We start from the raw sequence: 12,269 nt of genomic DNA on the forward strand, positions 1-12,269 counted from the left end.
GTCGGGGCAGGGGGACGGGCTTGGACAGGGGCTGGGTATCTCACGGCTGAGACCTTTCCGGGGAGTTCGTGCGTGGTAGGAGTGCTGCGGTCCAGCGACGGCGGGCGAGCAGAAGCCCCGACCCGGCCGCCAGCAGCACGGCCGCGGCGACCACCACCGCCAGCGGTTCGGCACCGGTTGCCGCCAGGCCGCCGCCCGGACCGGCATCGGGCGTTCCGCCACCAGGTCCCGGTGGGTCCTGGGAGCCGGTGCCACCGAGCTCCCCGGGCGGCACGGAGACGCCGGGGCTCGGGTCGGGGCCCTGGCTCGGGTCCGGGGCGCCGGGCCCGGGAGCGCCAGGGTCGGATGGTCCGGGGTCCGGTTCGCCGTCCGGCGGGGTGGTGGCGTCGTCCTCGGTGCAGGTCTTCGTCAGGGTGTCGGCGTCGTGCTCGAAGCCGTCGCCGTCGGCCACGACGGTGAGGGTGCGCGTGGTGGAGACGGCCCCGTGCTCGCGGGTGGGCGCCGACCACGTCATCTCGACGCAGTACTTCCCGGGCCGCGTGACGGCCCACGTCGTGTTCGACGTGTCGGTCTGCGGCCAGAGGCTCGCCGTCGTGAGACCTGCCGACGTGTCGAGCACGGTGCGCCGGGGCTTCTCCTGCTGGACCCACAGGCCGCCGGGCCCGTCGAGGCGGTCGATCGTCCAGGTGACGTCGCCCGTCACCTCGTCCCGCGGGACGCCGAGGGTGTTCCACCGCAGGTACGGCACCTCGTCGCGGGCGTAGTAGGAGAGCTTGCCGCCGTCGTGCCCGAACCGGTAGGTGCCGTCGTCGGCGAGGAAGGCCCGGAAGATCGCCGCCTCCAGGTCCAGCTGCTCGGGGAGGGTGTCGCGGTGGCTGCCGGACCGCAGCAGGTCCGCGCCGAGGTCGGTGCCGTCCAGGCCCAGGGAGACGTCCCAGAACCCGCCCTGGACCAGGACAGGGCCGTCGGTGGGATCGGCGGGCGGGACGCTCGGCCGCCCGCCGACCGCCGGATAGCGCGCCGTCGTACCGCACGGCTGCACGGTGGCCGGGTCGACGGTCTCACCGACCACGTGGGTGAGCTGCCCGGAGGCCGTGTGCAGCGTGCCGTCCGCCAGCTCGGCGCCGACGGTGACCGCCATGCAGTACACGCCCGGCCGGCCGAAGAACCAGTTGTAGTGCACGTGGGTGCCCACCGGGAGGAGATATCCGGCCGGGAGCCCGTTCCGCGTGGTCGCGAGCAGCCCGGCACCGTTCTTCTCGGAGCCGTAGTTGTGGGCGCGGCCCGTGTCGAGGGCGAAGTGGCCAGGGGCCGGCGTCCCGCCGGGTCCGGTGACGGCGTCGATACGGACGCTGACACTGGCGTCGTCCGCCGTGGCGGCCCGAAGCGTCGGTGCCTGGGTGCTCATCCCGACCCAGGGCAAGCCCTCCGCCTGGGAGTAGGGACTGTTCCAGATCCTCTGCCCGGGCTCTCCCACGAAGGACCAGTCGTCGGCGGGAGTGAACGGGGCGGGCAGGGTGAGGCGCGCGGTGTCGTCGGAGTGCAGCACGAGGTCGTCCCAGTCGATCGTGCCGAGCGTGTCGTGGTGGGCACGCAGGGCGAGCGAGGGCGCCCCTGACGCGTCGGTGACGACCTCGGGCGCGACCGCGTCGATGTGCCCCTCCGTGACCACGTGCACCCTCGGCTCGGGGTCCGGGCTCGGCTCGGGGTCCGGGCTCGGCTCCGGGTCGGGCGCCTCGCCGGGTATCTCGCCGGTCGCCGTCCCGCACGGTGCGTCGGCCGCGACCGTGTCGCCGACGGCGATCCGGACCGTGCCGCCAGCGGCGACAGCGTTGCCGTCGGCGAGCGTCGCGGTGAAGCCGAGATCGAAGCAGTACATGCCGGAGGCGCCGAAGGACGCCCCGGTGTTGAACATCTCCCGTGCCGGGAGGGCGTAGGTCGCGTCCATGCCCTGCGGCGAGCCGTCCCGCTGTTCGCCCGTGCCCCAGCGGAACAGGTCGGTCGGCGCGTCCGGCCCCGGCGCTCCGGCTTCGCGGCTCTCCGGGAGGCCGTACAGCGCGAACGAGCCGGGCGCCACGACGTTCGAGACCGCGAAGTAGAGGTTCGGGTCCGCGGCCGCGAGGGTGGCCGGCCGCACGGACCGGGTACTGAGCCGCAGTGCGGCGACATCCTGGGTCTGGTCGTAGTCGAGCAGCGAGACGGTGCTCCAGCGCGGCTGCCCCGACGTGCCCAGCCACGAGAACGACGGATCCGCGGGAATCTCCTGGACCAGCCGTGACGGCACCCGCAGCTGCAGGTCGGGAGCCGTACCGTTGGGCGAAGCACTCCCCCGCACCGTCCCCGTTCCGCCCGCGATGCTCGCGGCGACGTTGACGAGCTTCGACTCCTCCGGCGTGTCCGCGGTGGCGGCTCCGACCGGCACGAGCATGGCGGCGACCGCGGTGAGCACCACGAGCCACGCCGGATACCTCGTCCGCCCGGCCGCCCGGGACCGTCGCCCGGCTGTCCTTCTGTTCCGCACTGGTCCTCTTCTCCGACTCGTGGCTCGCCCTGACTCACGTCGGGGCCGGTCGCGGTCGCGACCGGCCCCGGCGGAGGAAGATCAGCCGTTGATCACGAACTCGATGTCGCGGTCCGCGCCGTTCGTCCCCGGCGACGCCTCCAGGACGTCGAAGTTGAGGACGAAGCTGTGGCTGCCGCCGCAGGAGCCCGCGTCGAACGTCCACGCACCGTGCTGGTGGGTGCCGGAGCCGAGGGTCAGGACCTCGCCGGTCGCGGTGTCGAGACCCCCGGCGGAGGCGGTGTAGGTGACGTCGCCCGGGCCGCTGACGAGGTCGAGGGTGATCTCGTAGTCGCTGGCGCTGTCGTTGTCGAAGCCGATGAAGGGGACGTCGTCCTCGATGCTGAAGTCGTTGGGGACGGTGTACACGCCGCCCGAGCAGGTCACGCCGGTACCCGCGACGTCGAACACGAGCCGGTAGTCGTAGGTGGTGTCCCAGGGAGAGAAGGTGCCGCCGAACTGGTCGTAGATCGAGCCGACCTGGTGGGCGCTGGTGACCGCCACGACGTCGGCATGGCCGGCGGTCACGTCGGTCGCCGCCTGCGCAGGCAGCGCCGCGCCCAGGGTGAGCAGCGTGGCTCCGGCCAGGGCGGCCCCCGCCCGGGCGGCGCTCCGCTGCGTGCGCGCACCCGTGCTGCCGTGGCGCATGTGGTTCATGGACATCGTTTCTCCTTCGTGCCGGTTCGATGGGGGTGGACTCAGCTGGAAACGAGACCGCAGGCAGAGCGAGGTCGGGCCTCGCCAGGGCATGCGGAACCAACAGACATTCCTCACAATGAGAATGATTCTCGCAATCATCTAAGCGGTGCGTGAGGACCGGTGTCAACGAGTTGCCGAGAATCGTTCTCATCAGGAGCCGGTGCCCGGGCGGCACCGCCGCGCGCTGAGCAGGCACGTCGCGACCACCCGGCGACCTTTGCCACGCACTGGCGAGAACGGTTATCGTTCGCGACTGTGACCGTCGCGCCAGGGACGGCGAGCCAGGAGGAGCACATGGACCCCGCTGAGTTCTGGGCGACGGGCGACTACGCCGTGGTCGGCGACCTGTGGGCGCAGCCCGGCCGCGACCTCGTCGCGTCCCTGCCCGTCCAGGGGCAGGACGTGGTCGACCTGGCCACCGGTACCGGCGTCACCGCGATCGCCGCGGCGGCGCACGGCGCGCGATCGGTGGTCGGCGTGGACGTCACGCCCAGCCTGCTCCGCGAGGCCGCGCGCCGGGCCGGGCAGGCCCGCGTCGAGGTCACCTGGGTGACGGCCGACTTCCTCGCCGTGCCGCTGCCGAGCGGATGCGCCGACCTGGTGACCTCGACCTTCGGTGTCGTCTTCGCCGCCGATCCGCGCGCAGCCCTGGCCGAGGCACGGCGCCTGGCCCGGCCCGGCGGCCGGATCGTCCTGACTAGCTGGTCCGCGACCGGCCTCTTCGGCCGGATCCGGCAGACGCTGGCCCCCTTCTTCCCCGAGGCTCCCGAGCCGTGGCACGAGACGATGGCCGGCGTGCACGCGGTGGCGGGCCCGGACGCTCAGGTCACCGAGGAGTCGTTCGTCATGACCGTGGAGTCCCCCGAGTGGTTCGTCAGCCGGCTCGAACGGCACAGCGCGCCCGTCGTCCTGGGCGCCGCGCGCCTCGGCGCCACGTGGCCGCAAGCACGTGAACGGCTCCTGGCCACGGTGCGCGACGCGGGCGAGCCCGCCGACGGCGCCTTCCGTCTTCCGGTCGGCTACCTGCGGACCACGCTGGACGCGACCACCGTCAGGCCGCACGCATGACGAGGTCGATCGCGCGTCCGGCGGCTCCGGGGCCCGGCGCGTCGGCGCCCGGTCGTGTCCGACGGCGCCTGGTACGCAGGACCTGGCTGCTGTGCGCCGCACTGGGGCTCGCCGCCTGCCTGCTCGTCGTGGTCTCGGGCACGGTGGGGTCGGTGGCCGTCAGCCCGGTCCAGGCAGCCCAGCTCGTGCTCGGGCACCTGCTGCCGGGCATGCCGTGGATGTCGGACGGGTCGCTGACGCCGTTGCAGGACCAGGCCGTCTGGCAGTTCCGCCTGCCGCGCGCACTGCTCGCCGGCCTGGCCGGAGCCGGTCTCGCACTGGCCGGAGCCCTGATGCAGGTCACGGTCCGCAACCCGCTGGCGGAACCGTACGTCCTGGGCGTGTCGTCGGGCGCGAGCGTGGGCGCGGTGCTGGTGATCGTGCTCGGCTCGGCGGCGCTGGGCGGTCTGTCGTTGAACATCGCGGCGTTCGCCGGCGCCCTGGGGGCCTGCGTCTGCGTGGCGGTGCTGGCCCGCAAGGACGGCGCACTGTCCCCTACCCGGATGATCCTGGCGGGAGTGGCCCTGGGCACGCTGTTCAGCGCCGTCACGAGCTACCTGACCATCTCCACGAGCGCCCAGAACGTGGTCAGCGTGCTGTTCTTCCTGCTGGGCAGCGTCTCGGCGGCGACCATGTCCAGCCTGGTCGGCCCCGCCGTCGCCCTCCTCGTCGCCGGCGTGACCGCACTCGTCCTGGCCCGGTCGCTGAATGCGCTCATGACCGGGGACGAGTCGGCCGTGTCGCTGGGCGTGGACGCCGGCCGGCTACGCGGTGTGCTGCTGGTGGTGGCGTCCCTCCTGACCGGCACCGTGGTCTCGGTGGCGGGCGGCATCGGCTTCGTCGGCCTGGTGGTGCCGCACGTCGCACGGATCGCGGTGGGTGCCGACCACCGGCGCATGCTGCCCGTGACGGTCCTGGGCGGCGCGGTCTTCCTGATGGCCGCCGACCTCCTGGCACGCACGGTCGCGGCCCCGACCGAGATCCCGCTCGGGATCCTCACGGCATTCGTGGGCGCCCCGTTCTTCCTCTGGCTGATGCGCCGCGGCGGCGCCGAGCGAGCGGGGTTCGGGCGATGAGGGTGGAGTTCGACGACGTCACCGTCCGGCTCGGTGGCCGCGACGTCGTCCAGCGGGCGTCGCTGACCATCGAGCCCGGGACCGTGGTCGGCCTGGTCGGGCCCAACGGCAGCGGCAAGTCGTCCCTGCTGCGCACGCTCTACCGGGCCGTGCGCCCACGGGTGGGCAGCGTGCGTGTCGACGGGCAGGACGTCCTGCGCCTGAGCGGCCGCCAGGCGGCCCGGGCGGTCGCCGTCATGCTGCAGGACGCGCCGACCGACTTCGACCTGAACGTCGAGGAGACGGTGCTGCTCGGCCGCGCCCCGCACCACGCCGCCTTCGGCAGGGACACCCCGGCCGACCTCGACGTGGTCGCCGACGCCATGCGCCGCACCGGCGTCGCCGACCTGGCCGACCGGATGGTCGCCACCCTGTCCGGCGGCCAGCGCCAGCGCGTCATGCTCGCGCGCGCCCTCGCCCAGCAGAGCCCCGTCCTCGTCCTGGACGAGCCCAGCAACCATCTCGACATCAGCCACCAGCACGAGCTCATGACCACGGTGCGTGGCCTGGGCCGCACCGTGATCGCCGCCCTGCACGACCTCAACCTCGCGATCCGGTACTGCGACGAGGTGGTCGTGCTCGACGCCGGCCGGATCATCGCCGCCGGGCCGCCCGCCACGGTGCTCGTGCCCGAGCTGATCCGCGGCACCTTCGGCGTCGACGTCCGCGTGCACGGTGACGCCGGACAGCCCGTCCTCTCGTTCCGCCCGCTCTCCGTGGCCGACGGCCACCCCACCACCGGCTCCCCCGAAGCCCGAGCAGAAAGCAGCATCCCGACATGATCCCCACCGCACACGCCCGCTTCCGATCCGCCGCCACGCTCGCCGCAGGCGCCCTGCTCCTGGCCGGGTGCGGGTCGTCGGTCACGGCCGCCCCCGGGCCGTCCGGCTCCGCGGAACCGGTCGCCGTGGAGAACTGTGGCCGCCAGGTCGTCGTCGACGACGCCCCGACGGCCGCCGTCGGCATGCACCCCGCACAGACCGAGCTCTTGCTGCGCCTGGGCCTGGCCGACCGGCTGGCGGGGCAGGCCCAGGCCACCGCGCAGGAGCTGCCCGGCGACGTCGCGCCGCTGGCCGACGACGTCCCCGTCATCGGCGAGGCGATGCCCCCGAGCCGGGAGGACCTGCTCGCCGTCGAGCCCGACTTCGTGTACTCGCCCACCACCTACGAGTTCACCGCGGAGCAGGGCTTCGCCAGCATCGAGCAGCTCGAGCAGGCCGGGGCGGCGGTCTACGTGGCCACCGGAGGCTGCGCGGACCGGCGCATGTCCGGCGAGGTGACCGACCTGTTCACGGACCTGGAGAACGTCGGAGAGATCTTCGGCGTCCAGGACGAGGCGGCGGACCTCGTGGACGTCAGCCAGGCAGAGCTGGACGAAGTGGCCGCCGCCGTCGCCGACGTCGACAAGCTGCGCGTCGCACAGGTCTACGTCGAGGGCAGCACGCTGCAGGCCATCGGCGCGGGCGTCGAGCACGACATCCTGCGCCGCGCCGGGGCCGACAACGTCTACGGGCCCGACGACCCGGCGTTCGCGGAGTTCTTCGCCGCGACGATCACCCCGGAGGCACTGGCCGCGCAGGAGCCGGAGGCGCTGGTGTTCTCGGCCTACGACGAGCAGCACGAGGCCGCGACGCGCGAGTACCTGACCACCACGTTCCCCGACATGCCCGCCGTGCGCGAGGACCGGCTGATCGCCGTGTCCAGCGCCGACGTGTTCCCGGGCACCCTGGGCAACGTCTCGATCGTGCGGGACATCGCCGAGCAGCTCTACCCGGACGCGTTCTGACCGGTGGTCCACCGCCGTCTGCTCCAGCTCGCCGGGGCCGTGCCAGGAGCGATCCTCGCCCTGGCCGGCCTCGGCGTCGTCCTGTCCGCGCTGCACGTCGCGTTCGCGCTCGCCGCGGGGTCGGTCGTCACCGCGGTGGTGCACGACGACGGCGACCCCGTACCCGGCCTGGCGGCGCTGACCGGCATCGCGCTGCTCCGCGGCGTGCTCATCGGGCTCCGGGAGCCCACCGCCACACGCGTCGGGGCGGAGGTGCGGATCCGGTTGCGGCGCCGGCTGCTGCTCCAGCTCGCGGCCGTACCGGTCGCGGAGCGCGACTCCGGGCGGACCGCGGCCACGGTGCTCGACGGGGTAGACGGCCTGGACGCCTACTACACGCGCTACCTGCCGCAGCTGATCGTCGTGCTGGTCGTCCCCGCCGTCGTCGTCGCGCTCGTCTGGACGCGCTCGGGGGGAGCGGGTGCCGTGCTCGCCGTCGCCACCGCGGTAGCGGTACTCGCCCCGCGGGTCTGGGACGCCCGGCTCCTGCGCACCGGGCGGCGGCGCTGGGACCGGTTCACCCGGTTGTCGTCGGACTATGTCGAGGCGCTGCAGCAGATCCCGCTGCTGCGGTCCTTCGGCGCGACCGACCGGATCGCCGCCCGGATCGCGGCGGACGCGGACGGACTGCGGGTGTCCACCATGGCCCAGCTCCGGCTCTCGCTCGTCGAGACGGTCGTCAGCGGCATGGCCCTGCACCTCGGCACGGTCCTGGCCGTCTTCGCCGCCCTGGCCGCCGTCGTCTCCGGGGACGCTCGCGCCACGGCGGCCATGACGGTGCTGTTGCTGGCACGGGAGTGCTTCCGGCCGGTCCAGGACCTGGGGACGAACTGGCACGCCGGCTATCTCGGCCTGACCGCCGTGGACGGGCTGGAACGACTCCTGTCCCGGCAACCGGCCGTGATCGAGAACGGCGCCCACGCCGCTCCCGCCCCCGCCGGGTCCGTGGTGGTCGACGACGTCACCTATCACTACCCGGGCACCACCACCGGCGTGCGGGGTCTGAGCCTGCGGGTGGCTCCCGGTGAGACCGTCGCAGTCATCGGCCCGTCCGGGTCGGGCAAGAGCACGCTCGCGCGGCTGCTCGAACGTGACATCGACCCGGACGCCGGCCAGGTCCGCGTCGACGGCGTCGACCTGCGCACCTACACCCGCGGTGCGCGCAGCCGCAGCGTCGTCGTCGTGCCGCAGGATCCCGTGCTGTTCGCCTGGAGCGTGCGCGACAACCTGCGCCTGTACCGGCCGACGGCGACGGACGCCGAGATCGAGCACGCGTGCCGCGTCGCCGACGTCCACGACGTGGTCGCCGCCCTGCCCGACGGGTACGACACCGTACTGGCCGAGAACGGCGAGCAGCTCTCCGGCGGCGAGCGACAGCGGCTCGCCATCGCCCGCGCACTGCTCTCACCGGCTCCGGTTCTCGTGCTCGACGAGGTCACCTCGGCGCTGGACCCCGACACGGAAAGACGTGTCGTGGACGCCGTCGCCCGGGACTCGTCGGCCCGGACCGTCCTCGTCATCGCCCACCGGGCCGGTGCCTGCCTGCACGCGGACCGCTGGATCGCTCTGCGCGACGGGCGCCTGACCGCGAGCGGCGACGGACCACCCCCGGCACGGGTCCTCATGGCGGGGAGTGCGTCGTGAGAGCGGTCCTCCGGCTGCTCCCGGTCATCACCACGCACCGGGGCCTGTTCGTCGAGACAGTGCTGTGGAGCGTCGTCACCCAGAGCGCCGTGCTCGCGATCGCGCTCGGCCTCGCCGTCGCCGTCGGGCACGTCGTGGCGGGCGAGCCCGTCGACCTGAGGGCGCTGGCCGCAGGACTGGGCGCCCTCGGGGTGCTGGCCGCCACCACCGCGTGGCGGGAGTCATGGGTCTCGCACGACCTGGCCTACCGGCTGATCGCCCTGCTGCGCGGCAGGGTCTTCGACGCCCTGCGCCGTGCGCTGCCGACGCGTACCCGCCGGCAGCGCACCGGCGACATGGTGACCGCCGTCGTCGCCGACATCGAGACCCTCGAATGGCTCTACGCCCACACCGTGGCGCAGACCCTGAGCGCCCTGCTGGTCCTCTCGGTCAGCACCGCCGTGTCCGTGTCGCTCAGCCCGCTGCTGCTGCTCGTGTGGGTGCCGCTGCTGCTCGTCGGTGTCACCGTCCCTCTGGCCACCGCCCGCCGTGCCCGTCGCGACGGCGCCGCGCTGGCCGCCGGAGCCGCCGGGCTGCGGTCCGAGCTGCTCGACACCGTCCGCGGGCTCCGGGAGCTGACCGGAGCGGACGCCCTCGGCAGCCGGCTCGACCGGATCACCGAGGAGACCCGGAGGCACGCACGCACCCAGGTGCGCGAGGCCCGGCGCCTCGGTCTGGAGCGTGGCATCGCCGACGTCTCCCTCGCGGGTGCCGCTCTCGGTGCGATCGGCATCGTGCTGCTCGACCGCGGCGCCGTGGCTCCGGCCGACGCCCCGCTCGCGGTGACCGTGGCCGTGGCAGGCCTCGGCCCCGCCGCGCAGATCGCCGACCTGCTGCGCAACGCCGGCACCCTGCGGGCCGCCGCCCAGCGGGTCGGCGATGTGCTCGCCACCCCGCCGGCCGTCGACCGCCGTCCCGCAGGTCGCTCCCCCTCGGTCCAGGACGAGCAGGGTCTCGTCCTGGACCACGTCACCTTCGCCTACGGCGCGGGGCGTCCGGTGCTCGACAAGTTCAGCCTGCACGTGCGCCCCGGGCAGGTCGTCGCCCTCACCGGGCCGTCCGGTGCGGGCAAGACCACGGCCGCGCGGCTCGCGCTGCGCCTGTGGGACCCGGACGGAGGCGCCGTCCGCGTCGACGGGACCGACCTGCGCGACCTTCCGGACACCGGCCTGCGCCACCTGGTCGCCGTCGTACCGCAGGGATCACCTCTGCTGCGCGGAACCGTGCGGAGCAACATCACGCTCGGCGACCCCGGCGCCACGGCGACGATGATCGACCGCGCGGCGCGGGCGGCCGGTCTGCTCGACCCGTCTGGCGGGCTCCCGCTCGGCCTGGCCACCCCCGTGGGCGAGCACGGGACCGGCCTCTCCGGAGGGCAGCGCGCACGCGTCGCCATCGCCCGCGCGCTGCTCCGGGACCCCCGAGTGCTCGTGCTGGACGAACCGACCGCATCCCTGGACCCCGACGCCGACGCGGCCATCATGGAGTTCCTGACGCGGGCCACCGACCGGGCCACCCTGCTCATCGCGCACCGGCCGGACACGATCGCCGCCGCGCACACCCGCGTCGGGCTGCCCGGTCCGCTCCCGGAGACCGGCCCGCGCGTCGTCACGTCGTAGGCGTCCGTCGACGACGAACGGCCTGAACCTACGATCCGTAGGTTCAGGCCGTTCCGATGCCGTGTCGCATCACGGGGTCGGGCTGACTGGATTCGAACCAACGACCCTCTGCTCCCGGGCCGGCACGCGATCAAGCCGCACGACGTGGGTACCGATTCGCTCAAGGCCGTCGCCGTGCGTGGTGTCGTCGACGTTCCTGGTGGAGTCGCACTGGATCGGCGCCAGGCCAGATCAACTAGCCGTCCAGTCGAGGGCGACCACCATGGTCATGAAAACAGTTGGGCGAGGAGGCAGCCTGCCGCGCACGAGGACGTCTACATCGCCCTGCGCACCGCAGGGGCGACGCGGCAGCAGTCGGCGACGTCCACGATCCGGTACCGGTGACGGGCCCTCCGGCGTACTTGAGCCGACCGCCTCCTCATCTCGCACGGAGTTCGAAGGGATACGCAGATGCAGATCGACCTGACCGGACGGGTAGCTCTCGTGACCGGTTCCAGTGCCGGCATCGGCCGGGCAATCGCGACCTCGCTCGCCCGAGCGGGAGCGGACGTCGTCGTCAATGGCCGCGACGAGCGGCGGGTCACGGCCGTCGCGCAGGAGCTCGGCGCACGCGGGGTCGTCGCCGATGTCGCCACCGCTGAGGGAGCGGAGCGCCTCGGCACCGAGCTGCCCGAGGTCGACATCCTCGTCAACAACACGGGTGCCTTCCCCGCGCGCCCGGTGTTCGAGATCGACGACGCCGAGTGGCGGGAGCTCTTCGAGATCAACGTACTGTCCGGGGTCCGGCTCACCAGACGCTATGCCCGGGGCATGGCCTCACGCGGGTGGGGACGAGTGGTGTTCATCTCGAGCGAGGCGGGTGTACAGCCACCGACCAACATGGTGCACTACGGCACCACGAAGACCGCGCAGCTCGCGGTGGCGCGTGGCTACGCACAGGCCCTCGCCGGCACAGGGGTGACCGTGAACAGCGTGCTCGCCGGCCCGACCCTGAGCGACGGCGTCCTGGCCATGTGGGACGACATCTACCCGGGACTGTCCCGCGAGGAACAGGAGGGGCAGTTCATCGAGGAGGGCCGGGTAGCCGGATCACTCATCGGGCGGTTGATCCGGCCCGAAGAGATCGCACACCTGGTGACCTATCTCGCGTCGGACTACTCCACGGCCACGACAGGCCGGGCGCTCGGTGTGGACGGCGGGCTCGTACCGACGATCCTGCCGTAGCAGGTCAGCCGGTCGGTAGAAGGTCAGGTGGTCGGCACCCCGGGGTACCGACCACCTGACCTTCTACCGACCACCCGGCCGGGCCGTGCGTCTCAGCGTCGCTTGACCTCCAGGTCGGCGGTCGCCTCGGAGGCTCCGAGGTCGTCGGTGCCGGCGTACCCGGCCGTGATCGTGTACTGGCCCGCGCGCAGCAGCGGCGGGATCAGCACGTCGGCCTTGCCGTGGCGCAGCGTCACGGTGCGCTGGTAGGGGTGGCGGTCGCTGTCCTGGCCCACGGTGACGGTCACCCGGCCCGACGGCGTGACGTCCTCGGCGGACACGGTGACCTTGACCAGGAACGGTTCCAGCGGGCGGACCGAGGACGGCGCCTTGACCTGCGTGCTGGTGGCCGCGGGCAGCAGGTCCGCGGGTACCAGGGCGGTGACCGCGCTGCGGTG

Annotated in this window: 10 protein-coding genes; 7 read left to right on the forward strand and 3 right to left on the reverse strand. The window is 73.3% G+C overall.

The window, feature by feature from the left end; translation table 11 throughout:
- Window positions 1-40 precede the first annotated feature (40 nt).
- Entirely contained in the window at window positions 41-2,452 is a 2,412-nt protein-coding gene (locus ACIG47_RS24260) for a choice-of-anchor M domain-containing protein (protein WP_397433632.1), read from the reverse strand.
- 150 nt (window positions 2,453-2,602) lie between these two features.
- Window positions 2,603-3,223: a hypothetical protein gene (locus tag ACIG47_RS24265; RefSeq protein ID WP_397433634.1), complete on the reverse strand. Its 621-nt coding sequence runs from the start codon at window positions 3,221-3,223 to the stop codon at window positions 2,603-2,605.
- A 330-nt stretch (window positions 3,224-3,553) separates the two neighbouring features.
- Here ACIG47_RS24265 and ACIG47_RS24270 point away from each other — a divergent pair, with 330 nt between their 5' ends.
- The 7 genes from ACIG47_RS24270 (at window position 3,554) to ACIG47_RS24300 (ending at window position 11,832) form a co-directional block, all read left to right on the forward strand.
- Complete coding sequence (locus ACIG47_RS24270) at window positions 3,554-4,327, forward strand: class I SAM-dependent methyltransferase (RefSeq protein WP_397433635.1); 774 nt, start codon at window positions 3,554-3,556, stop codon at window positions 4,325-4,327.
- Entirely contained in the window at window positions 4,324-5,442 is a 1,119-nt protein-coding gene (locus ACIG47_RS24275; RefSeq protein ID WP_397433636.1) for a FecCD family ABC transporter permease, read from the forward strand. The genes ACIG47_RS24270 and ACIG47_RS24275 overlap by 4 nt, the downstream gene beginning before the upstream one ends.
- Window positions 5,439-6,263 carry an ABC transporter ATP-binding protein gene (locus tag ACIG47_RS24280; protein WP_397433637.1) on the forward strand — a complete coding sequence of 275 codons (825 nt, stop codon included), beginning with the start codon at window positions 5,439-5,441 and terminating at the stop codon, window positions 6,261-6,263. Before ACIG47_RS24275 ends, ACIG47_RS24280 begins: the two co-directional genes overlap by 4 nt.
- On the forward strand, window positions 6,260-7,267 hold the full coding sequence (locus ACIG47_RS24285; RefSeq protein WP_397433638.1) for an ABC transporter substrate-binding protein: 1,008 nt from the start codon (window positions 6,260-6,262) through the stop codon (window positions 7,265-7,267). Before ACIG47_RS24280 ends, ACIG47_RS24285 begins: the two co-directional genes overlap by 4 nt.
- A 3-nt stretch (window positions 7,268-7,270) precedes the next feature.
- The gene (locus tag ACIG47_RS24290) at window positions 7,271-8,950 is read left to right on the forward strand and encodes an ABC transporter ATP-binding protein/permease (protein WP_397433639.1); all 1,680 of its coding nucleotides are present in this window, start codon (window positions 7,271-7,273) and stop codon (window positions 8,948-8,950) included.
- A complete protein-coding gene (locus ACIG47_RS24295; protein ID WP_397433640.1) occupies window positions 8,947-10,608 on the forward strand; it encodes an ABC transporter ATP-binding protein in 1,662 nt (553 codons plus the stop codon). The genes ACIG47_RS24290 and ACIG47_RS24295 overlap by 4 nt, the downstream gene beginning before the upstream one ends.
- Window positions 10,609-11,058: 450 nt before the next feature.
- Window positions 11,059-11,832: an SDR family NAD(P)-dependent oxidoreductase gene (locus tag ACIG47_RS24300; protein WP_397433641.1), complete on the forward strand. Its 774-nt coding sequence runs from the start codon at window positions 11,059-11,061 to the stop codon at window positions 11,830-11,832.
- Between the two features lie 92 nt (window positions 11,833-11,924).
- On the opposite strand, the gene ACIG47_RS24305 is transcribed toward ACIG47_RS24300, so the two are convergent.
- On the reverse strand, window positions 11,925-12,269 hold a 345-nt coding region (locus ACIG47_RS24305; protein ID WP_397433642.1), incomplete at its 5' end, for an Ig-like domain repeat protein.

Source organism: Promicromonospora sp. NPDC052451 (assembly GCF_044547525.1).
GTDB lineage: Bacteria > Actinomycetota > Actinomycetes > Actinomycetales > Cellulomonadaceae > Promicromonospora.

Coding starts and splice junctions, on each gene's coding strand:
- ACIG47_RS24265 (WP_397433634.1), bottom strand. CDS start 3,223: ATGTCCATGAACCACATGCGCCACGGCAGCACGGGTGCGCGCACGCAG.
- ACIG47_RS24270 (WP_397433635.1), top strand. CDS start 3,554: ATGGACCCCGCTGAGTTCTGGGCGACGGGCGACTACGCCGTGGTCGGC.
- ACIG47_RS24275 (WP_397433636.1), top strand. CDS start 4,324: ATGACGAGGTCGATCGCGCGTCCGGCGGCTCCGGGGCCCGGCGCGTCG.
- ACIG47_RS24280 (WP_397433637.1), top strand. CDS start 5,439: ATGAGGGTGGAGTTCGACGACGTCACCGTCCGGCTCGGTGGCCGCGAC.
- ACIG47_RS24285 (WP_397433638.1), top strand. CDS start 6,260: ATGATCCCCACCGCACACGCCCGCTTCCGATCCGCCGCCACGCTCGCC.
- ACIG47_RS24300 (WP_397433641.1), top strand. CDS start 11,059: ATGCAGATCGACCTGACCGGACGGGTAGCTCTCGTGACCGGTTCCAGT.